This window comes from Paenibacillus sp. MAHUQ-63 (assembly GCF_028765165.1).
In the GTDB taxonomy this organism is placed as follows: domain Bacteria; phylum Bacillota; class Bacilli; order Paenibacillales; family NBRC-103111; genus Paenibacillus_E.
This window is the reverse complement of record NZ_JARADB010000003.1, coordinates 971,556-993,733: the sequence shown is the minus strand read 5'-3', so window position 1 is coordinate 993,733 and position 22,178 is coordinate 971,556. Positions and strand designations below refer to the sequence as shown.

At 50.8% G+C, this 22,178-nt stretch carries 15 protein-coding genes; 13 read left to right on the top strand and 2 right to left on the bottom strand.

What is annotated here, in order from left to right:
* Nucleotides 1-82 precede the first annotated feature (82 nt).
* The gene (locus PUT07_RS20385) at nucleotides 83-1,252 is read right to left on the bottom strand and encodes a murein hydrolase activator EnvC family protein (protein ID WP_274470234.1); all 1,170 of its coding nucleotides are present in this window, start codon (nucleotides 1,250-1,252) and stop codon (nucleotides 83-85) included.
* 444 nt (nucleotides 1,253-1,696) lie between these two features.
* Here PUT07_RS20385 and PUT07_RS20380 point away from each other — a divergent pair, with 444 nt between their 5' ends.
* From PUT07_RS20380 to PUT07_RS20325, 12 genes are all read left to right on the top strand, one after another.
* Complete coding sequence (locus tag PUT07_RS20380) at nucleotides 1,697-2,539, top strand: helix-turn-helix transcriptional regulator (RefSeq protein ID WP_274470232.1); 843 nt, start codon at nucleotides 1,697-1,699, stop codon at nucleotides 2,537-2,539.
* 4 nt (nucleotides 2,540-2,543) lie between these two features.
* A complete protein-coding gene (locus PUT07_RS20375; protein ID WP_274470231.1) occupies nucleotides 2,544-4,781 on the top strand; it encodes a rhamnogalacturonan lyase in 2,238 nt (745 codons plus the stop codon).
* Nucleotides 4,782-4,823: 42 nt separating this feature from the next.
* The gene (locus PUT07_RS20370) at nucleotides 4,824-5,171 is read left to right on the top strand and encodes a VOC family protein (protein WP_274470230.1); all 348 of its coding nucleotides are present in this window, start codon (nucleotides 4,824-4,826) and stop codon (nucleotides 5,169-5,171) included.
* Nucleotides 5,172-5,443: 272 nt separating this feature from the next.
* Complete coding sequence (locus tag PUT07_RS20365; protein ID WP_379240376.1) at nucleotides 5,444-6,679, top strand: serine hydrolase domain-containing protein; 1,236 nt, start codon at nucleotides 5,444-5,446, stop codon at nucleotides 6,677-6,679.
* Nucleotides 6,680-6,833: 154 nt separating this feature from the next.
* Nucleotides 6,834-7,619 carry a copper amine oxidase N-terminal domain-containing protein gene (locus tag PUT07_RS20360; protein WP_274470228.1) on the top strand — a complete coding sequence of 262 codons (786 nt, stop codon included), beginning with the start codon at nucleotides 6,834-6,836 and terminating at the stop codon, nucleotides 7,617-7,619.
* 1,666 nt (nucleotides 7,620-9,285) lie between these two features.
* Nucleotides 9,286-10,083 carry a polysaccharide deacetylase family protein gene (locus tag PUT07_RS20355; RefSeq protein ID WP_274470227.1) on the top strand — a complete coding sequence of 266 codons (798 nt, stop codon included), beginning with the start codon at nucleotides 9,286-9,288 and terminating at the stop codon, nucleotides 10,081-10,083.
* A 146-nt stretch (nucleotides 10,084-10,229) separates the two neighbouring features.
* Nucleotides 10,230-11,807: a response regulator transcription factor gene (locus tag PUT07_RS20350; RefSeq protein WP_274470226.1), complete on the top strand. Its 1,578-nt coding sequence runs from the start codon at nucleotides 10,230-10,232 to the stop codon at nucleotides 11,805-11,807.
* The gene (locus PUT07_RS20345) at nucleotides 11,804-13,618 is read left to right on the top strand and encodes a cache domain-containing sensor histidine kinase (RefSeq protein WP_274470224.1); all 1,815 of its coding nucleotides are present in this window, start codon (nucleotides 11,804-11,806) and stop codon (nucleotides 13,616-13,618) included. Before PUT07_RS20350 ends, PUT07_RS20345 begins: the two co-directional genes overlap by 4 nt.
* A gap of 102 nt (nucleotides 13,619-13,720) precedes the next feature.
* Complete coding sequence (locus tag PUT07_RS20340; RefSeq protein ID WP_274470223.1) at nucleotides 13,721-14,653, top strand: carbohydrate ABC transporter permease; 933 nt, start codon at nucleotides 13,721-13,723, stop codon at nucleotides 14,651-14,653.
* A 10-nt stretch (nucleotides 14,654-14,663) separates the two neighbouring features.
* A complete protein-coding gene (locus PUT07_RS20335; protein ID WP_274470222.1) occupies nucleotides 14,664-15,476 on the top strand; it encodes a carbohydrate ABC transporter permease in 813 nt (270 codons plus the stop codon).
* A 77-nt stretch (nucleotides 15,477-15,553) separates the two neighbouring features.
* Nucleotides 15,554-16,999 (top strand): ABC transporter substrate-binding protein, encoded by a 1,446-nt coding sequence (locus PUT07_RS20330; protein WP_274470221.1) that lies wholly within the window; start codon nucleotides 15,554-15,556, stop codon nucleotides 16,997-16,999.
* Nucleotides 16,996-18,492 carry a sulfatase family protein gene (locus PUT07_RS20325; protein ID WP_274470219.1) on the top strand — a complete coding sequence of 499 codons (1,497 nt, stop codon included), beginning with the start codon at nucleotides 16,996-16,998 and terminating at the stop codon, nucleotides 18,490-18,492. Before PUT07_RS20330 ends, PUT07_RS20325 begins: the two co-directional genes overlap by 4 nt.
* 72 nt (nucleotides 18,493-18,564) lie before the next feature.
* Here the strand turns inward: PUT07_RS20325 and PUT07_RS20320 are convergent, their stop codons facing one another.
* Nucleotides 18,565-19,917, bottom strand: coding sequence for an S-layer homology domain-containing protein (locus tag PUT07_RS20320; protein WP_274470218.1), 1,353 nt, complete (start codon nucleotides 19,915-19,917; stop codon nucleotides 18,565-18,567).
* Between the two features lie 394 nt (nucleotides 19,918-20,311).
* On the opposite strand from PUT07_RS20320, the gene PUT07_RS20315 reads away from it, so the two are divergent.
* Nucleotides 20,312-22,168, top strand: coding sequence for an exo-alpha-sialidase (locus tag PUT07_RS20315; RefSeq protein WP_274470902.1), 1,857 nt, complete (start codon nucleotides 20,312-20,314; stop codon nucleotides 22,166-22,168).
* Nucleotides 22,169-22,178: the final 10 nt, after the last annotated feature.

The following is a 22,178-nucleotide window of genomic DNA, read 5'->3' as shown; positions in this document are numbered from 1 at the left end:
ACCATGATGATGATGAAGATTGAGGTGGGGAATCCTCCTACAAAAACGAGAAGTCCCTGCTTGGAGAAGCAGGGACTTCGGTTTACTTAGGCTGGTTATTCAAATAGGGGCGAGGATCAATGTAGTTCATTTGATTGCCGGTAATGCCTGCTGCGACGGCAAAATGCAGATGAGGCCCCGTGGACTGGCCGTCATTCCCTACAACGGCAATAACTTGCCCCCGGCGTACTTCTTGACCTACGGACACGTAGATCCCATCTCCATACATATGGCCGTAAACACTCATCAAACCATTGGGATGCTGAATGACAACCCAGTTACCGAATCCGTTGGCTTTGCCGGCGTAGAGTACAATTCCATGATCAACTGCGGCAATGGAAGTCCCGATAGGGGCTCCGATATCAATTCCGGCATGGAACTCCCCGCCGCGGGAGCCAAAATCCGAGGTTATGGTATGAGAATCAGGGACCGGCCACTCCCAATTACCGTCGCTCTGAATTTCTTTCTCCAGAGCAGCCTTCAGTTGCTCTTGAACATCTGGAGCAATCTGGGAATCGACGCTCGACAAATCTTCTACATCCTTTTTGGCACTGTCCACCTCACTCAGGCTTTGCTGCTGCAGTTGCTTTAATAAAGCAAGACGTTCAGCGAGCTTTTTTTCTTGTTCGGCTTTCGCGGCGTTTAGCGTATGTTGCTGGGCGGCTAGTAAGGATTGCTTCTGCTCCAGTTCTTCCTCCATCTTCTTCAAATTTGTTTTATCATCCATTTTTGTTTCGATAATTTGCTTATCTTGACTAAGCAGCAACATTAACATCTGCATCCGATTCATAAAATCGCTAAAACTTGAAGAACCTAAAAGTACATCCATATAAGAAATCGAAAGGTTTCCACTCGTATACAAATAAGTCAGCCGATTTTTCAACAACTTGTCGCGGGCATCAATATCCTTCTGAACGTCAGCCATTTCCTTCTGCAGCGCAATGTTTTGGCTGTTCAATTTGTCGATCTCAGGCTGCAGTTCATTTGACAATTTATCATATTCAAAGACTTGCCGGTTAATCGTTGTAAGCTGACCTTCAATCTCAGACTGTTGATCATTAAGGTCGTGGATAACTTGTAAACGTTGATTATAAGCTGCGATTATATCTTGGTTTTGGGCACTCTGTTCCGTCCTATCTGCTGCATGAACCCAATTGACATTTGAGAATAAGATCAGCATGGCTGCTATAAGAACAAGTTGCTTGGATCTCATCCTATCATCCCTTCCAGCATAAATCTATGAAGTCGGTTTAGATGAAATAGTTGAAATGACAACACATATAAAATTTTAAGACTTATAGATTAAGATGTCATTGGTATGTTGTTCCTTACAAGTACATGGAACGGATACGAAAGTAAAGACTCCCAATTCGGGAGTCTTTTTTATTGGGGAGCAAGCGACAGTGTAATGAGCATGTGGAAAACGATCTAACCATTTCTCCTGAATACCCCATGGAAGGGATATGGCTGTGATGCTCTTGAACCGTCCTCAACAAGCGCTCTATTCCTAGATATGAAGATCAATCTAGCCATCTCGCCGACGCTCTGCTAATATGGATAGTATCATGCGGCAGGAAAGTTCTGGATGTAAAAAAACGAAGAACACTTGTAAAAAACGATCTTTTAACGGGTTGGTGGACCAGGGGGTGAAACGAGTATGGAGCCACTCACATATAACTTGAATCGCCTGGCGCTGCAGATTCATGTTGTTCTTGATAAAGTAACCTATCCCGGGTGGGAAGATATGCGCAATCTGGTGAACGTGCACAGCTTGTATTGGATTCATGAGGGAGAAGGGACTTTCCTCACGAATACGGAACACAGTGTGCAAGCCGGAATGCTGGCTTACTTAAAGCCCGGTCTCGAAATGTCCATGCGATCGGAGCCCCATGCTCCGCTTCGGATGACGATGGTGCTTTTCGACTGCGCGGAAATCGGGTACGATGCGGTCTGGAAGAATGTGACGCCGGTTGAGAGACTTGGGCTTCCCTTCCTAAGTCAATTCAGTCCATCGCAAAGTGAGGAATTAGGACCGTTGTTTCGCGAGATTCACCAGGAATGGTCTCCTGGTGTTGCGGCCGGAGCGCTCGTTTCTCAGGCCAAACTGCAGATCCTGCTTCATAAGCTTCATCAGATCGAGCAGCCGGACTGGAGCTTGGCTGAAACGGGAGCCATCGCCGCTTTTGAGCAAATCAAAAAGCATCTGGAGAATGGCTATACGGAAAATCAGCGCATTGAGCGTCTAGCCGATGCCTACAAGATTTCGGCATCCTATCTGCGCAAACTGTTTATCAAGTATACGGGCATGGGCCCCAAGGAGTATCATAACCATTTGCGCAACCAACAGGCGTGCCGCTATCTCATATTTACGGATTACCCGATTAAGGAAATTGCCAAGCTGTGCGGGTATTATGAGGAGTACCATTTCAGCAAAATGTTCAAATTGCTGAACGGTGTCTCGCCAAGTAGTTACAGAACCAGTCAAAGGAGTGGAGAATAGCTGTATGATCGAAGCTAACGATAATAAGAATGCCGCAGTTCAACTGGAATACCTCGGTAGAGGGTTGGTTGCAGCAGCGACATCGGAAGGTGTATTTCTCAGCTGGAGATTGCTTGGGAATGAAGTGACAGGTCATAGCGATAAGGGACTGACCGGTACTGATTTTAATCTGTACCGGGATGGTATCCTCCTCACGGCTGTTCGTGACAGCACGAATTATTTGGATCGAAGCGGGACGCTTGCTTCCGTATATGTTGTTTGTGCCGTCGTAAACGGACAGGAAGTCGACCGGAGTGAAGATGTCGTTCCATGGGAGAGCCCCTACTATGAATTGCCACTACGTAAACCTGCTGACGGCATGACGCCAACCGGCCAGACCTATACGTACGCGGCCAATGATATGAGTGTTGGCGATGTAGACGGTGACGGCGAGTATGAGTATTTCGTCAAATGGGACCCATCCAATTCTAAGGATGTATCGCACTCCGGCTACACGGGTCCCGTATATATCGACTGCTATAAGTTAGACGGAACGCTGCTCTACCGGATCGACCTCGGTGTGAACATCCGTGCAGGCGCGCATTATACGCAGTTTCTGGTCTATGATTTTGACGGGGACGGGAAAGCGGAGCTGATGTTCAAGACCGCACCGGGTACGAAGATCATCCGGTACGATCGGGAGGGAAGGCCGTCCTCCGAAGCGTATATCACTATGCCCTCGGAGGATATAGCTGCAGGGTACAGCCATCAGGACGACTACCGAATGAGCAGCAGGGACTACTACGAGCATATCGTCCGGATGTTTATGCGCTGGGACAAACATGAAGAGGTCGTTGCCGGGCACTGGCCGTCCACACTGGAAGCCTGCTTCGGAATCGATAACCGCTACCGTTACCCGCTGTCCAGGGAGGACGCGGAGCGGCTTGCCGATCACTTCATCGACGTGTACGCCCCCAGCCGGAGCGGACGCAATAGCTTGCGGTCTTTTGAGGGCTTTATTCTTGAGGGGCCTGAATATATAACCGTGTTTCACGGAGAGACAGGTGAGGAACTCGAGACGATTCCCTATAAGCCTGGGCGGCATGATGACGGTCTGATGTGGGGAGATTATGCGTGGAACCGCATTGAGCCTGGCAATCGTGTCGACCGTTTCCTCGCCGGTGTGGCCTATCTGGACGGTAGGAAGCCGTATGCAATCTTCGCCCGCGGATACTATACACGTGCTGCCGTCGTATCTTACTCGTGGGATGGTGCGCATCTGAAGGAGCACTGGGTCGTCGACAGCGGCTGGATGACGATGAATAATCCATTCCATAACACACTTCGTCTGGAAGATGGAAGAGACGAGCACTTCGGCAGTCTGGCCAAGCAGGGGGCGCATTCGCTTAGCATTGCCGATGTTGACGGGGATGGCTGTCACGAAATTATTTATGGCGCCGCTACTATCGACCATGATGGCACGATCCTGTACAGCTCCCGCGCCGTGATGCCTCCTGAGAGCAAAGCGCCCGGCCGCATCGTCAAGCTCGGCCATGGCGATGCCCTGCACGTAGCGAATATTGATCCGGACCGGGAGGGGCTGGAGATCTTCATGGTCCACGAAAGCGGCGAATGGGGGCCCTACGGGTACACGCTGCGCGATGCCGCGACAGGCGAGATCTTGTTCGGCGGCTTCGCTGCCGATGATGTGGGGCGCGGGATGGTCGGCCAGGTGGATCCGGCGCAGCGCGGCCTTCAAGTATGGTGCAGCGAGGGCTATGAAGGGGATGAAGCTTTCGGCTTGATGACGTGCCGGGGGGAGCAGATATCCAAGCAGGTGCCGGGCACGAACATGAACATCAGGTGGTCGGCCGATATGACAACCCAGGTCGTCAGCGGCAGATTCGCTGAGCCTGTTGCTATTGAAGACTGGAGACGGGGCAAGCTCCTGACAGCAGAAGGAACGTCTTCCAACAATGGAACCAAGGGGAATCCGTGCCTCGTCGCGGATGTCTTCGGAGATTGGAGAGAAGAGCTGCTGGTACGCACCTCGGATAGCTCGGCTATTCGGATCTACCTGAGCACGGAGATAACAGACCGCAAAATGTATACATTGATGCACGACGCGCAATACAGAACCGGTATCGCATGGCAGAATGTTGTGTACAATCAGCCTTGCTACACCAGCTTCTATTTTGCCTCAGACATGGATTGGGCGAAGATGCCGATTCCGAATCTGCACTTGCCGAAAGCTAGTCAGTAATCGAATAATAATAAATTTGATGACAGACAGGAGTTAGATGCAATGATAAAAGGTTTTGGCGGCGTATTTTGGAGAACGAAGAATCTTGAAGTTGTGAAAAAATGGTACAGCGAAGTGCTAAAGATTGAAATAGATAATTGGAATGGGACTGTAATAAAACCCCAAGCAGGCAATGAGACGATCTTTTCTTTCTTCACCGAGGATGACAATTATTTTCCAACGGAACAACAAGTGATGCTAAATTTCCAAGTACATAGTCTGGACGAGACGATGAAGCATCTTGCCCATATGGGGGTACCGCTAGCAAAGGACAAAGAAAGCAGTGATTTTGGTTCGTTTATTTGGATTAAAGACCCTGAAGGTCGACTGGTTGAGCTTTGGGAGAAATAAGAAATAAGGAAAAAGGAAACTGCGCTCAGCCCGGTTTCCTTTTTTTTGCGCCCAAATGTTATAGGTGTTGTAATATGGCGAAAATAGTACCTTGACAGTCACAGTAATTTATCTTATCATTCAGATATGGAAGTGATTGGAAGAGCGAGAACAAGATCACATCTGACCTGCAGCGTGGACATACGGATACGCGATACGATGATTTAGGGCTTTCGTCCGAAGCGGACTGTTACGGTTACGAGATTGTTAAGGAGGGAAATGAAATGAGAAAGATGACAACGGGACACAGAAGCAGCGGCTTCTCCGCAGCAGGGCTGCGCAAAATGCGCGACGTGCTGGCACGGCATGTCGAGTCCGGGAAAATTCCTGGGCTCGTCGCCTTGGTCAGCCGGTACGGCGAGACGCACGTCGAAGCGATCGGTACGATGCGCCATGAAGGGGGTGCGCCGATGCGCCGGGACACGATCTTCCGAATGGCGTCCACCTCCAAGCCGGTCTCGGTCGCGCCGGTCATGATCCTGCTCGACGAGTGCAGGCTGCGGCTGGATGATCTGGTACAGACGTGGCTGCCCGAACTCGCCGACAGGCGGGTGCTGAAACGGGCCGACGGTCCGCTGGACGACACCGTGCCGGCGCGGCGGCCGATCACCGTACGGGACCTGTTGACCTCCACGTTCGGGCTCGGTATGGATATGACGTCGCTCGGCACTCCGATCATGGGGGCGATCTTCGAGCAGGGGCTCACGCCCGATCTGCCGGAACCGATGCCCGAGCCGGATGAGTGGATGCGCCGCCTAGGCACCCTTCCGCTGATGCACCAGCCCGGGGAGCGCTGGCAGTACCATATCAGCAGCGATCTGCTGGGCGTGCTTGTCGCCAGGGTCACGGGCCAGTCATTTGAGTCGTTCCTGCACGAACGCATCTTGGAGCCGCTGGGCATGAAGGACACCGGGTTCCACGTGCCCGCCGACAAGATCGACCGGCTGCCGCCGCTCTACGCCCCTAGCCCCCAGACCGGAGAATTCATCGTATGGGACGAAGCCGAGGGGGGACGCCACAGCCAGAGTCCGGCGTTCCAGGGCGGCGGCGGCGGACTTTCCTCCACCGTCGACGACTACAATGCCTACTTCCGGATGCTGCTGAATCACGGGATGCACGGGAATGAACGGATTCTGTCCCGGCCCGCCGTCCAGCTGATGACCACCAACCGCCTTACGCCCGAGCAGCAAGCCGCCCGAACCGCCATGGCCAGCAACAACGTCCATGTGTCATTCGGCCAAGGGCAGCACGGCGGCTGGGGATTCGGGATGGCCGTCCGCACCTACCGTGGCGACTACGCGCCCGTCGGCCAGTTCGGCTGGGACGGCGGAAGCGGCACCACGACCTATGCCGACCCGGTCAACCAGCTCACCGGCATGCTGCTCACCCAGGTCGGGATGTCAACCCCGGATTCCGCGCGGTTGATCCACGACTTCTGGACCACGGTCTATCAGGCCATCGAAGATTGATCCCGAGCTCCGCTTCGCTTCGCCGTTCGTTTCAAGGCCGATGACTGTCATCGGCCTTTTTGGCAGCTTTGCATACACCCTGAATTTATTAAGTTCGCTCGAAATACTGGGAGTGATTACAATTACGGATTTCAGCTAAATTGGAGGATGACAGATGTCACGGAGATCGCGTCTTCGGAGAAGCATTTTATTTTTATTTACAGCTTTATGCTTGAGCGCCCCTCGGGTTTACGCGGAGAGCGACGTTCGTATCATTTCTGTTTATTTAGGGGATGAGAGGCTAACTTTTGAGCAAGAACCTGTCTTAGAAGAGGGAGTAACCTTAGTTCCATTTCGAACGATCTTTGAAAAGCTCGGGTATACGGTGAACTGGAACGCAGCCACTCAAACCATATCGGCAGAGCGCGGCGGCAGCCAGATCAGCTTAGTGATTGGCAGCTCTCTCGCTGCGGCCAACCATATGGCTTTTTATCTGGAACAAGCGCCAATGATTGTGAACGGCAATTCACTCGTACCTCTCAGGTTTGTTGCTGAGGCATCAGGCGCCGCCGTGACTTGGGATCAAGCAACCTATCAAGTGAAGCTATTCATTGACCAAACCGAAACTGCCGAGTTGAAAATCAAACGAGCCGTAGAAAGTTATGCATATTCAAAAAGCGCCCACGATTTCATTGAGGCGATCACAAGAAGTGACGGTACAAAGAACAATGGATATCAAGTGGACACGATGACTTGGGATGAGAAGAGAAAGGAAGCCGTCGTTCAGTACACGCTGGACTTTTGGATTAGTCATCCCAAACTGTTAAATGACAAAGACGTCAATAGTGAATCTATGGATATCATCGTTAAAATCAAACAAAAATTAATTTCGGACGAGTATGGCCATTGGTACCTCTCACCGAATCTCCGCGATAGGGAATACCTGGTAATCCCAAAGTGAAATAGGATCGAACATATGACTAGTGGAACTCTCCGTTCCGAACCCGTTGTGGAAGTTTTAACTTGGGCGAGATGAGTCACGCAAGGGAAATTGAATCCTCTATTTCCGGTGGAAACGGTATTTTAGCGGGCTAAGCGGAAATACGGTTCGCTATTATACAATTCTACTGCATTTTCAGCATATGCAGAGGCGAATAAGACACCGTATTTCCGCTTGATCGTCGGAATATGCCCATTTTGTCCGAATAGGGGATTAGATTTCCCTTTCAACTGAGATCTCCCCGCTGCAGCCGGTTACGAGCCCGTTTACTGTGTGTAGATACCTCAGAATAGGCTTGAAACGATGTAAGGGACCTTCGACTTCCCTCTACACCTCCTCCCTCCTTTAGATGAATGTGCGGAGGCAGCTAGTTTGACATTTATAGATACCTCAGAATAGGTTTGAAACGATGTATGAGACCTTCGATTTCGGACGTGTATGGCAATTGGTACCTCTCACCGAATCTCCGCCATAGGGGATACCTGGTAATTCCAAAGTGAAATAAGATCGAACATATGACAAGTGGAGCTCGCCATTTCGAACCCGTTGTGGAAGTTTTAGCTAGGGCGAGATGAGTCACGCAAGGGAAATTGAATCCTCTATTTCCGGCGGAAACGGTATTTTAGCGGGCTAAGCGGAAATACGGTTCGCTATTATACAGTTCTACTGCATTTTCAGCCTATCCGGAGGCGAATAAGACACCGTATTTCCGCTTGATCGTCGGAATATGCCCATTTTGTCCGAATAGGGGATTTGATTTCCCTTTCAACTGAGATCTCGCTGCAGCCGCTTACGAGCCCGTTTACTGTGTGTACATACCTCAGAATAGGCTTGAAACGATGTATGGGACCTTCGATTTCGGACGAGTATGGCAATTGGTACCTCTCACCGAATCTCCGCGATAGGGGATACCTGGTAATCCCAAAGTGAAATAGGATCGAACATATGACAAGTGGAGCTCGCCATTCCGAACCCGTTGTGGAAGTTTTGGCTAGGGCGAGATGAGTCACGCTAGGGAAATTGAATCCTCTATTTCCGGCGGAAACGGTATTTTAGCGGGCTAAGAGGAAATACGGTTCGCTATTATACAGTTCTACTCCATTTTCAGCCTATCCAGAGGCGAATAAGACACCGTATTTCCGCTTGATCGTCGGAATATGCCCATTCTGTCCGAATAGGGGATTAGATTTCCCTTTCAACTGAGATCTCCCCGCTGCAGCCGGTTACGAGCCCGTTTACTGTGTGTAGATACCTCAGAATAGGCTTGAAACGATGTATGGGACCTTCGATTTCCCCCTGCACCTCCTCCCTCCTTTAGATGAATGTGCGGAGGCAGCTAGTTTGAAATGTGTAGATACCTCAGAATAGGCTTGAAACGGTGCATGAGACCTTTCGACTTCCCTCAGCACCTCCTCCCCTCCTTTAGTTGAATGTGCGGGGGCAGCTAGTTTGACATTTGTAGATACATCAGGATAGGCGTGAAACGATGTATGAGACCTTCGATTTCGGACGAGTATGGCACTTGGTACCTCTCGAACATATGACAAGTGGAACTCGCCATTCCGAACCCGTTTGTGAGATGATAGTATACATAAAGGATTGGTAACTATCATTAGGAGGAAATCGTATGCCGAAAATTTTGATGTGTTTTCCCGGAGGGAGGCACAAAGCGCTGACGCTCAGTTATGATGACGGACGAATCGCGGATCGGCGATTAGTAGACTTATTTAACCGTTATGGACTCAAGGGGACTTTCCATATCAATTCCGGACTATTCGGAACGCCGGACCGATTAGGTGCCGATGAGATCCAATCGCTCTATGCAGGTCATGAAGTGTCGGCGCATACACTGTCGCATCCGACGATCGCTCGCTGTCCGAATGAGCAGATCATCCATGAGATCGTAGAAGACAGACGCAATCTGGAGCGAATTGTCGGCTATACGGTGAGAGGGATGTCGTATCCGAACGGCTCTTATAACCGTAGAATCAAAGAAATGCTGCCGGGACTAGGCATTGAATATGCGAGAGTCGTTGCCTCTACAAGGCAGTTCGGTATGCCGGACGACTTCCTGGAGTGGCAGCCGACATGCCATCATAACCATGATCTGATGAAGGTCGCGGAATCATTCGCCGGCTTGCATAAAAAGCAATATTTGTACCTGATGTATGTGTGGGGACACAGCTATGAATTCGATAACGATAATAACTGGGAGCTTATGGAGGAGTTTGGCGCTTATATAGGAGGCAACCCGGATATCTGGTACTGTACGAATATGGAGCTTGTTGATTATGTCAAAGCTTTCGAAGGGCTGAAGTTTGCAGCGGGCTTGGACTTCGTCTACAATCCTACAGCGTTAAGCGTATGGCTTAGCGTGGATGGAGAGATCGTTCAAGTGAAAAGCGGGGAGCAGATTCAGCTCTGATGAATCTTGCTGAAGCGGAGGAAGAGACGGGGAGCGAACCCGTCTTTTTTTGCTGCCCTTGGCAATCTTGACAGATTCATTGAGGGTATCGGACAATAAACGCAGGTCAATGCTATGATGACTTATCGCAAGAGGGAGAAATCTATATGTACAAAGTGATGATCGTCGATGACGAGACATGGATTCGCAAAGGTCTGAAAGCGCAAATCGAATGGGAGAGGCTCCTGCTCGTCCCGGATTCGGAGGCGTCTGACGGCTTAGAAGCGCTTCAGATCGCGCAGGACCGGATGCCGGACATTCTCATCACGGACGTCAGGATGCCCGAGATGAGCGGATTGATGCTGGCCGAGAGCATGCTCGCAGGGAACCCGGGCTTGAAAGTCTTAATTGTAAGCGGTTACAGTGATTTTGAGTACGCGAAGGCGGCGCTTCAGCTTGAGGCCGTCAGCTACATCCTAAAGCCGATCGACCCGGTGGAGCTCAATGAGATGCTTGGGAAGGCTGTCGATAAACTTAACGCGGAAGCGGTTGAGAAGCGGCTAGCCCAACACCTGACAGGCTCGCTGGAGAAGCATACCGCCGACCTGTGCCATGGAACGGCAGGTTCGGCGACGGCAGCCTCGTTCCTGGATGCACTGCAGCTCCGGGGGATGCACGGCAAGTGCATAGCGTCTGTGCTGTTTCATTATGATGATGCGCAGTACGACGCCAGTACGATGTCGGCGCTCCTCGAGCAGACGCTGCTGTCGCTCCCTTCGGGCAGTAAGCAATGCTTCATTTGGGAGCGTGGCTATTCGCGGCTTGCTGCTGCGGTGCTGGCGAACGATCGATGGAGGCTGCATGACTTTGTTCGCAACACACTGATGGGGTTGCAGAGGTCGAACATTAGCGGCGTGTGGGCGACGGTGGGGAATCCGGCAGCATTGAATGAGCCGCTAGGGTTCAGACGGTCGTATCAAGAAGCACTTGCGATGTCGGAGAGGTATGGCCTTCAACGGAAGGAAACTTTGATTACGTACACGCAAGAAGAAGAGGAGCCTATCCAGCATTCCTATCCCTTTCAACTCCAGAGAAAGCTGCACGAAGCCATACTCCGGCTTGATAAGTCTGGTTCCGCTGCCACGGTCCGCGAGATAGAAGATTATTACCGGTTGACGGAAGGGGCGACGCTAAAACACGCGCGCCGGTTCCTCCTATCCGTTGTCTCCGATACGGTTCGGAATCTACTTGCCGAACAAACCGCCTTCCATGGCGGCTTAATCGACCGTGGATTTGATTTCTGTCTGAACATTGACACCTATGAGGATCTGGGCCGCATGATGGGCTGGCTCAGCCGGTACTTGGAAGAGGTTGCCGCCGCAATGGCGAGCGCGAACCAACGGGACGTGCACCGAAGCGTGCTGGCGGCAGCCGATTATATCCGTGAGCATTATGCCGAAGAGCTTAGTCTCAACTCTGTTTCAACCAGATATTTCGTTACTTCGAATTACTTCAGCACAGTCTTCAAGGAAGTGATCGGCGAGAACTTTCTGGAATTCCTGACCCGCATCCGAATGGAGGAGGCCAAGGCGCTGCTTACGGCATCCGAGCTCAAAATCGGCCAGATCGGCGAAAAGGTAGGCTATGCCGACAGCCGTTACTTTAGCAAGCTGTTTAAGAAGCATACAGGACGAATGCCAACCGAATTCCGGCAGCTGCGTCCCGATGATGGAGACGGAAGATGAAGCGGACGTTGTTCTTTCGCAGGAGCATTCAGTCGAAAATGCTGCTCAGCTTTATGGCTGTCAGTCTCGTGCCGCTCGCACTGCTCGGGTGGGTGTCGTATACCTGGTACGCCGGGCTTGTCGAGCAACGGATGTCGGATTTCAACACGAAGCTGGTCCGGGCATTCACGAACGATATCGATCAGTTTTTGCAGCAGGTGGATCAGTTCTCATATACCGCGTATCAAGACAACTTCCAGAGGCTATGGAAGGACTCGTTGGAAGCGAAAGCTTTTGGCAAAATACGCAATGAAATAGAGATGAACGAGCTCTTCCTCAGGCAGGAGGAATTCTACAACTTTCGGGGCATCATTCGGTCTGTGACGCTGCTGGATTCGCAGGGAGCCGTGTTTTACGAGAACAAATTGACGGTCAAGTCGGGGTATCGATTCAGCGAGGAGCCTTGGTTCGCCGCATTGCGAAACGGAGGTACCAGCAGCCGTCTAGTCGGGCCGTATCAAAGCCAGCCGTGGCTTCCGGAAGACCTCATGCAGCCGGAAACGGCCGATGTTGAGGACTACAAATTAACATATGTACGCAAAGTGCTTGATCTTGAGCAGCCGCAGAACGTACTGGGCTATATTATGGTTCATTTCAGCCTTAAGGAGGTTCGCAAATATCTCGACCCGCTCGTGCTTAACGATGCCGGCGAGATGGTCATTGCCGACCGAAGCGGCAGCATTGTTTACGACTCCAACCCCGAACGGATCGGTGAAGAGATCGCGGCCAGCATGAGGCTGAAGGAAGGCGGAGAAAGCTACAAAATCATTCGTGAAGACGGGGGGAGGTTTCTTGTAACGTCCACGCCGCTGCGTTCTGTGGAGTGGGATATCTACATGAAAAATAATCTGGAAGTGCTGCTTTCTGACAGCCGGGATATGCGCACAATTACGTTCATATTCGTGGCCGCCAGCTTCGGTCTCGCATTGATCGCAGCGCATGTCCTCTCGATCAGTTTGGTAACCCCAATTAAACGGTTAAAGAACGCCATGGTTAAGGTGAGCCAAGGGTATCTGGGTGTGCAGGCAGGCAAACTCTCTCACGACGAGATCGGTGAATTAGGCCGGTATTTCAATGAGATGATTGCCCAAATCAAGTACTTGATCGAGCAAGTGTACCAAGCTGAGCTGCACGAGAGGGAAGCTAAGCTTACCGCGCTTCAAGCGCAAATTAATCCTCATTTCCTATACAACACCTTGGAGACTATCAATAGCATCGCCGCTGTCGAAGGTGTCCCCAAAGTGAGCGAGATCGCAAGAGCACTGTCCGACATGTTCCGGTACAGTACCAAGACGGGCGGGTTGAAGGTGTCCGTCGCCGAAGAAATCAGGCACATACGCAATTATTTGCGTATCGTGTCAATCCGCTTCGAGGATAAGCTGTCATTCTCGGTGGATATTCCAGAGGCGCTGCAGTCGTTCCAGATGATTAAACTTGTGTTTCAACCCATCGTGGAGAACGCCGTATTTCACGGAGTCGAGACGAAGCGAGGACGAGGAGAAGTCCACATCAAAGCCAGGCAAGACAACAACGATCTCGTCTTTGTCATCCGTGACAACGGGGGAGGCATGTCCGACGCCCAGCTTACGGAGCTGCGCAGACGGCTCAAGGATTTGTCACCGCAAGAACCCGCTGATGCGGGGAAGGTCGGGCTTAAGAATGTGCATGACCGTATCCGATTTTATTACGGCGATGCGTACGGCATTTCGATTGAGAGCGAGCAAGGGAGCGGGACACAGGTAACTGTACGCATCCCGGTCGTTCAAGCGTAAGAAAATACACAACATCGCGTAAATCTGTCTCCTTGTTGCTCATCCGTCCTTTTTCTATAATGAAGCCAATGAAGCTTCAGTGTGGAAAGGGGACTTTTTTTCATGGCAGAACGCGCTCACATCCGAAGCTCCGGTAGTGCCCGGGGGTTATGGTACCGCATTTGGAAATTCAGAATGGCTTATTTGTTCTTGGTGCCTACCCTGTTACTGCTCGGATCCATTAAATATATGCCTTTCTTCACGGCGATCGTCGAATCCATGTTCGATTGGAACGGCGTGAACGTGAATGAGTTTGTCGGCTTGGCGAATTACCGCGAGCTGCTAACGGATCCGAAAATTGCGGTCGCCTTTGCAAACGTATTCAAAATTTCCTTCTTCACGGTTGCCGTCAATTTGACGCTGCCGATGCTGGTGGCCGTGCTTGTATTCCGAATCCGGAACGTCAAGCTGCAGAACTTCCTTAAGGTCGGATTCATCGTTCCGTTGGTCGTCCCGATGATGGTGTTGATTCTGCTGTGGCGTTGGCTGTATGCAGGAGACTTCGGATTAATCAATCAATTGCTGGACGTTGCCGGTTTGGGATCGCTTAAGCATTCCTGGCTCGGCGATCCCGCGACGGCTCTGTGGGCGATTCTGTTCGTCGGGTTTCCGTGGGTGGCGGGTTTGCCCTTCCTGCTGTACCTCGCCGGATTGCAGAGCATCTCGGAAGAGCTGTTCGAGGTGTCACAGATGGAAGGTGTCGGACCGTTTCGCCGGTTCTTCGCCATCGAGCTTCCCTTGCTGGGCAGTCAGATCAAACTTGTTCTCTTGTACGGCTTGATCCATGCGTTCCAGGTTTTTGAGGCACCTTACGTACTTACGAACGGAGGCCCGGGCATTACGACCATAACGCCGGCCCTGCACATCTATGATCAAGCTTTTAATTACGGGCGTTTCGGCTATGCATCGACGATCGGGGTTGCGATGTTTGCTGTTCTCATCGTGTTGACGTTGATCATCCAGACCTACTTCAAGACCCCGGACAAACTCGACTAGGAGGTGTAGGATGAATCGACGAAGTATTGGCGTCAATATAGCAGCCTTCACGATCTTCGCTGTATCCATGTACCCATTTCTCATCATGCTGGTATCCTCCTTGAAGTACCAGATGCAAATTTACGAAAACCCTTGGTTTTTCTCGGCTCCGTTTCATTTTACCAACTACACAATTGCATTTGAGCAGATTTCCCGGCCGATCTGGCATTCGATCCAAGTGACGGCGATTGGCATCACGGTGACGGTTTTCGCCTCTTCGACAGCAGCTTATGCGTTCGCGAGACATGAATTTCCGATGAAGGGGTTTATCTATAGCATGATTCTCATGCTGCTCATGATCCCCGGTTTCGTCATTCTAGTCCCTCAGTTCATCAATATAAAGAATATGGGCCTGTATAACACCATTCTCGGTCAGGCTCTGCCGCCGGCCGCGAGCTATACGGCGATGGGAATCCTGCTGATGCGTACTTTCTTTGAAGGGCTGTCTAAGAGTCTATATGAAGCGGCGGAGATTGAGGGAGCGAAGGATTCGCGGATATTTACCCAGATTGTCCTGCCGCTCTCCAAGCCGATTCTCGCCACCGTGGCCATTATGTCAGGCCTTCAGATCTGGAACAACTTCGTCTGGTCTCTGGTTGTAACCACCGGTGACAGCGTCATGCCGGTTATTCTTGCGATTACGACCGTCCAGAGCGGTGTTAATGAAGGAGACGGCGTCAAACTGGCGGGTTATATCATTGCCTCGCTACCGCTTCTGTTACTGTTCTTTGCGGCTACCAAACCGTTCATCTCCGGTCTTACGCAAGGTGCTGTGAAAGGGTAATGATAGATTCCGATTCGGAGTGACGTCCTTCGAAAAGGTCTATATAAAGAGGTACAAAAACGGGAGGTTACAATGCGATGAAGAAATCGAGAAAACAGGGGCTGCTGCTGCTCTGCTTGCTGTTGATGCTTTCAATTGTGATGTCGGCCTGCGGGAATGAGGGAGCGGGAGACCAATCCGGAGGATCAAAAAAAGGGGTCAAACTTCGTTTGGCTTACTGGGGCGCGGAATTCGCTCAAGCGCAGAAGGTGGAACAGACCTATAAGAAGATCTTTGACGATTACAAAGCGAAAACAGGCCACGAAGTCGAGTTCGTCTTCATCCCGGATAATAACTACCGCACATGGATGGTCACCCAGCAAGCCGCAGGCAGCATGCCGGAGGTCGTTGCGACCCGGATGGCTTGGGTATGGGAGGACTATGCGAAGAAACAAGTCATCGATTTATCCCCGTACATGGAGAAGGAATCAGCATACAATCCGGGTAAGCCGTGGAAACAAACGTTCCTGCCTTCGTTCTACAAAGACAGTATTAATCCGGCGAACGGCATTCTGAACTCAGCCCCCGCCTTCACCGCGATGATTCGTATTCTGTACAACAAAGACTTGTTCGCCAAAGCCGGAATCGATAAAGCACCGCAGACGTGGCCGGAATTTATTGAAGTATCCAAGAAATTGAAGCAAGCGGGCATTACACCGATCGCGATGTCCGGACAATCCAACAGCCATATCAGCTGGTTCCTGACGTCGATCTTCGGGCAGCTGGACGAACAGCTCCGCCTTAAGATGGACACGGATGGCGATAATATGGTCATTAAGAACGAACTTGCCCGCGCGACGGACGCAGGCTTGATCGATTACACGAAATATCCGTTCCGGGACGGCATCGAGCTGTTCAAAGATTTCTCCCAATACTGGAACTCCGACTTCAATGGGATCGACGAGAAGACCGCCGAGCAGATGTGGTTGACCGGGAAGACGGCGATGCTCATCTTCAACTCCTCGCAGCTTTCGGTTGTGGAAGAAATGCAGGGGCGGAAATTCGAATATGGCGGCTTTCCGATCCCTTACATCACGAAGAAGCAATTCCCTGAAGCCATGGAGAAGTCCGTCATGCTCGGCGGTGCTGCGAACGAATCATGGGCGGTATCCACCTCTGCCAAAGACGACAAGCTGGCTGCCTCTATCGACCTGATCCAGTACCTCACATCGCCGGAAGTCCAAGGCTACTTGGCCGATAAACTCAGCTATCTGCCAACGATCACCAACGCCAACCTGCCGGAGAAGCTGAAAGGCTTCGTGATGCAGAATGAGGACATTCGGCGCGCCAATTACACAGGTCCGGCAACCATTAAGGAATTCTCCGACTTTTTGATCAAATCGATGCAATTATACTTAGGCGGTTCGGTCAGCACAGACAAATTGACGCAAGAGCTCAACGCCGAATGGCGCAAAGGCATGGATACGGCTAAGAAGACGAACGATTGGACCAAAGACAATAACTATGGGATGAAGAAACCATGAGGATGAAACAACCGAACATTCTATTGATGATGTGCGACCAGCTGCGAGCCGATTCGATCGGCGCCTACGGCAACGGGATCGTCCGTACACCCCATCTCGACCGTCTAGCACAGCGCGGGCTGGTTTACCAAAGGGCGTATTCGTCTTGTCCTGTATGTGTGCCTGCCCGTTATACGATCCGGACCGGCAGGGAGCCTTATAACACCGGTTACTACGACAATGGCGGTTTCCAGCCGCCGACAGGTCAACCTGCCAACCATGAGGAACGGTGCGGGGCTTATTTGCCTCGCACCATGGCCCAATTGGGCTATCGCACCTTCGGCGTAGGCAAGTTCCACACGGATCCGTGGGACGAAGAGCTCGGCTACGAGGTGCAGTTGCGCAGCGAGGAGCTGTTCGATACGCCGGAGCAGGAAGCCGGTGACGACTATGCCCGCTATATTCGGGAGCGTCATCCCGAATATGCTCACATTGACCAGCTGCATGGGGAGCGCACGGACATGTATTACATGCCGCAAGTCAGCCCGCTGCCCGCCAGGCTGACGGTGGAGGCGTGGGTTGCGGACCAAGCCGTGGAGCTCATTAACAACCATACGGATCATCGTCCGTATTTCGGATTCGTCTCCTTCATCGGACCGCATCCCCCGCTTGCCCCGCCGGTACCCTTCAACAGGATGTATAACCCCGATGCGATGCCGAACCCTGTTCGCGGAGACCGGGATGTAGACTTCATGGATGAACAGCTGCCGTGGATGAATCATTTGATCTGGGCTGAGGACATTGACGATCCCCGTGCACGTGCCCTGAAGGCCCGATATTATGGGGAGATCACGTATATCGACCAATGTGTCGGCCGCATTCTCGATGCGGTTGAAAGCCGGGGGGATGCCGACAATACGCTGATCGTCTTCTTCAGCGATCATGGCGATCATATGGGGGATCACCATGCCTGGCAGAAGGAAAGCTTCTTCGAAGCTTCGGCACGGGTACCGTTCTTCCTCAGTTGGCCCGAGCGGATCACCAGCCACGGAAAACGGGATGACCTCGTATGTTTGACGGATCTTTTCGCGATCGCCACCCATGCCGCCGGCAGGACGGAAACCCGGGATGGAGTCGACGTGCTGGGGATATTGAAAGGGGTGTCATCACCTAGGGAGTACCTGTTCGGCTGGTACGGTCAGCCAGGGAAGCCGACTTTTAAATTGATGGTGCGCCATGCTGATTGGAAGTATATCTACATGTCCAACGGGGGACGCGAGCAATTGTTTCACCTTGGAGAAGATCCGCAGGAGCTAGTAGAGCTAAGCGGCCGCCATCCTGATATCGCTGCCGATCTGCGGAGAGTTGCAGCCGAGGAGGCAGCCCGGCATCCGGCGCTCGCTCCGGCGATGTCGGGCAGCAGCCTGCGGAGCTACCCGTTCGCCGAGAGGCCGCTTACTCGGATCAGGCAGTTCAACCTGGCGCGGGGCGTGTCTGACTTTGATGTGAACTGAAGCATAGACATAAAACAGAGGCAGCCCAGGACTATATTTTCCGGTCCAAGGCTGCCTCTATTTACATTATTTTTATTTAAAATCGCCCAGCAAATAATTGTAGAAGGGTTCGTCCACCCAGAACTTATAAGAGTCGACGTTCAAGCCGGCGTTGATTTTCTTGAGGCCCGTAACAACTTCCTCAGATTTATCGCTAAGGGAGAAGGACTGTGCATAATAATGGCCTTTCGTGACTTTATTGTTAGCAATCACTTTATAGTCTTTCACATCGGTCAAGGAATAGTAGAGCGGCTGCCACCAAGATGAATATAGGAGTCCTGTCTGATCATCGCTGTTCTTTTTGGCATATTGGAAAATGATCTGTTGGAACTTGTTCTTTTGCTCCGCATTATCGAATTCGAATTCAATGTCGTATTCCTTGGCATAGGCTATGAAATTGCCGTTCTCGATTTGGACGACTTGATAATCATCGGATTGTGTCGGCTCGCCCCATTCTTTCAAATAGATGAATGCTGACGTTTTGGGCTCCAGCTGTACTTTGGCCTGGATGTTCTCGCTGCGCAGCAATCCGATTAACTGAATCGCGTGCGTAATGTCAGAATGTCCGTAGGTGAGTGAAAGCTTCGGCTCAAAGTTTGCATCGAAACGAGAATCCTTCAAGTTATAGCCGGTAACAAGATTCTTCTTCAAAGCTTCATCGAAGACAGACCGCAGCTCGGTTGATGAAATTAGATCCTCCGTATGCCAGGCATCGTTTATTTTACGGAAAATATCATCATCGGAAGTCGTTCCAAGATAATGCTTGTATTGTCCCTTGAACGTAAGAATCTTACCAAGCAGTTCGTTTGCGAAGCTTTCGCTAGCCGCCGCATCAGCTTCAAAGCCGGAAGAGACAAGACCGGTATCAATTGCGGCAGCCAGCTCTTGTGCGGCTTGCAGCGTTAGCTGATTGTTTTGTTCGTAGTCGATATGTACTTTAGCCAGAGCCTCTTTGATTTTATCCTTGGGATAAGTATAAGCAAGTTCCTTCAAGCCGGAGGCTTTTAAGGCGATGAAGGTCGCCTGCAGTTGGGTAAGCGGCAGATCCCCCTGGAGCTTGCCTGCGGATAAAATCCCTTTCTCGTGCAAAGCAAGCGCTGCTTCGTAATAAGGACTTTCCTTTGGCACGTCTGTGAATACAGGGGTTTGATCCTTCGCTTTCGCTTCCGCTTTTAAGATGCGATTCACTGCGATAATGAAATCACCTTTGGACAAGGCGTTGGACAAGGTGATGGCATACTGGTCATTCAAAAACTGCTTGTAAGAGACGGCCGAATCGCTCGCTGCCACCGCACTGCTTATTGGGTTTACTGCGGATAAGAGGACAGCTGTTAGAATGGCGATCTGCAAGGGCTTGCGGGATTTCAATGATTTCAATGATTTCATAAGAATGAAACACCTCCGTGTACTAATTCATATAGGAATAGTATGTTTTATTGAAATATATCAGTTAAGCGTATAGTCGTCAATAAATTAATGTTGGATCGGGTCAAGGTGTGATTTTTTTATCGTGCAATATGACTTTTTGCATCATAGCGGACAAATGAATCAAGCCCAAATAGCGGATAAACGGTGCTTTCAACGCCAATTTGGATATTCAAATGCGCAAAAATGGTATGCTATGCTCCTCGTGTAAGACAAACCAATGGCATGGGAGGCTTTTTTCGATGAAATAAAAACTGGGGACGATATATCGGCGAAACGTATTCACACGCAATGAGACAGGCATTAAAGGGTAGTTTTTGAACAATATGAAAGGACGTGACCCCGTTTGAAGAAGATGAAAGAATTAACCCTCTTATTGTCTATTATGTTAATCGTCAGCATGTTTAGTTCTGTAGCTGCAGATGCGGCGGCACCGCAGGGCATTAGCCATTCTAACATGATGCCTGTCGACAAAATTGCTAATCATGGTTCCACGATGGTAGAACTGCCGGATGGCACGCTTTTCTCTGTCTGGTTTAACGGAAACGGAGAAAGAGATGGGAATTTGACCAAACTGATCGGTTCCCGTTCGAAAGATGGCGGGACAACTTGGACAGAACCATTTGTTGTTTATGATACATGGGATTTCCCGGATAACAATCCGGTTCTTTTCGTCGATAGCCAACAGCGGCTATGGTTGTTCTACGGCGTCATCTACAATGGCCAGTGGGTATCTACGCAAACAAAATTTATGTATGCCGACATGGGCAACTATGAGTACGCCGCCCGCAATGGCGGTAATGCGAAGTGGCACTATCCGCAGCCCTTATACACCAATGTCGGTGAGGGCATGTTTGGCGAAGGCAAATACGTGAATGGCCAGTGGACCTATGGCATCAAGGGCGCTGAAATTAAGTTTGTTAATCCCAATTCCGTGACTGCCGCAACGTATCTGGACCCGTCACAATATGTCCCGGTAACGACGCGGTTTGGCGGCGCTACTCGTTATATTACAGACTCTTTTGTTGTTCAGATGAGAAATAAATATGAGGCGTACGTTGCGTATTTGAAATCCGCCAAGCCTTACGACGATGTCTATGCGGGGAGAACAGATGAAATCATCACCATGCTGACCACGGGAGTCTCCGTTAAAGAACCTTCAATTATGAAAAATTCGATTGAGCGTTCTTCCGGTGCAGACAACGATGTGAATACATGGGGACCTATATACCGCAGATTGGGCTGGCAAACGAAAAATAAACCGATTGAAGTCACACTTGCAGATGGCGTAACCAAACGATTAATTTTGCCGTTATATTCAGACTCATTGGCAAACTCCGTTTGCGCCTATACCGACGATCACGGCATCACCTGGAAATTCAGCGATCCTATAGTCGGATCCGGTACGATTCAAGGGTCGCTGATTCAAAAGCAGGACGGCACGATTCGCGGTTATTTCCGAAGCGGTAAGTTAGACGGCCGCAACGGGCGCATGGCTTGGCACACGACATATTCGGAATCTGCCGATTACGGAGCTACGTGGAGTGTTCCGAAAGTCGATCCTTATTTGAAAAACGATGGCGGATTTGAACTTTCCAAGCTTCCGAATGGCGACTGGTTGTTAGCCTCCAATCAAGAAACCTCACGCAGCGCAGTTAAGCCTAAACAAGACGGAAATAGAAATTCTTTCAGTTTATTGCTTTCTTCCGATGAAGGATTGACTTGGAAGCCAATCATGGTGAAGGATGGCATGAATAATGGCGAGAGCTATGAATATCCGTCGGTTGTCGTTGACCGGGCCGGGAACGCTTTGATGAACTATACATACAAAATGCCTGCATCCGGCGGTGAGGACAGAACGATTGGCTTCTCCAGAATCGCCAGCAGCGAGATTGGGATGCTGTTCGATTCTGTGCTGACTGCAACTTACGGCGCTGGAAGTTCACTGTCTATGGATAGTGTTACCATGTTGCCGTCAATGGAACTGAAAGTAGGAGACACTTCTCAGCTGACCTACAATCTAACGGTAGGCGGACAATCGTCTTATGCGTCGGTCGATACGCTAACATTGACTTCAGACATGCCTGCTGTAGCTGTGACGAACCCCGCGACCGGGATTGTCCAAGCCATGGCGCCGGGAACTGCAATGATTACCGCAGTAAGCAACCGGTATGGAACTATTTGCAAATTCATCGTTAAGGTCACCCAATGAAAGGAGTCAT

Bases quoted from the DNA above. Each gene is read 5' to 3' on its own strand.
- PUT07_RS20385 (WP_274470234.1), bottom strand. From the start codon at position 1,252: ATGAGATCCAAGCAACTTGTTCTTATAGCAGCCATGCTGATCTTATTC.
- PUT07_RS20380 (WP_274470232.1), top strand. From the start codon at position 1,697: ATGGAGCCACTCACATATAACTTGAATCGCCTGGCGCTGCAGATTCAT.
- PUT07_RS20375 (WP_274470231.1), top strand. From the start codon at position 2,544: ATGATCGAAGCTAACGATAATAAGAATGCCGCAGTTCAACTGGAATAC.
- PUT07_RS20370 (WP_274470230.1), top strand. From the start codon at position 4,824: ATGATAAAAGGTTTTGGCGGCGTATTTTGGAGAACGAAGAATCTTGAA.
- PUT07_RS20365 (WP_379240376.1), top strand. From the start codon at position 5,444: ATGACAACGGGACACAGAAGCAGCGGCTTCTCCGCAGCAGGGCTGCGC.
- PUT07_RS20360 (WP_274470228.1), top strand. From the start codon at position 6,834: ATGTCACGGAGATCGCGTCTTCGGAGAAGCATTTTATTTTTATTTACA.
- PUT07_RS20355 (WP_274470227.1), top strand. From the start codon at position 9,286: ATGCCGAAAATTTTGATGTGTTTTCCCGGAGGGAGGCACAAAGCGCTG.
- PUT07_RS20350 (WP_274470226.1), top strand. From the start codon at position 10,230: ATGTACAAAGTGATGATCGTCGATGACGAGACATGGATTCGCAAAGGT.
- PUT07_RS20345 (WP_274470224.1), top strand. From the start codon at position 11,804: ATGAAGCGGACGTTGTTCTTTCGCAGGAGCATTCAGTCGAAAATGCTG.
- PUT07_RS20340 (WP_274470223.1), top strand. From the start codon at position 13,721: ATGGCAGAACGCGCTCACATCCGAAGCTCCGGTAGTGCCCGGGGGTTA.
- PUT07_RS20335 (WP_274470222.1), top strand. From the start codon at position 14,664: ATGAATCGACGAAGTATTGGCGTCAATATAGCAGCCTTCACGATCTTC.
- PUT07_RS20330 (WP_274470221.1), top strand. From the start codon at position 15,554: ATGAAGAAATCGAGAAAACAGGGGCTGCTGCTGCTCTGCTTGCTGTTG.
- PUT07_RS20325 (WP_274470219.1), top strand. From the start codon at position 16,996: ATGAGGATGAAACAACCGAACATTCTATTGATGATGTGCGACCAGCTG.
- PUT07_RS20320 (WP_274470218.1), bottom strand. From the start codon at position 19,917: ATGAAATCATTGAAATCATTGAAATCCCGCAAGCCCTTGCAGATCGCC.
- PUT07_RS20315 (WP_274470902.1), top strand. From the start codon at position 20,312: ATGAAAGAATTAACCCTCTTATTGTCTATTATGTTAATCGTCAGCATG.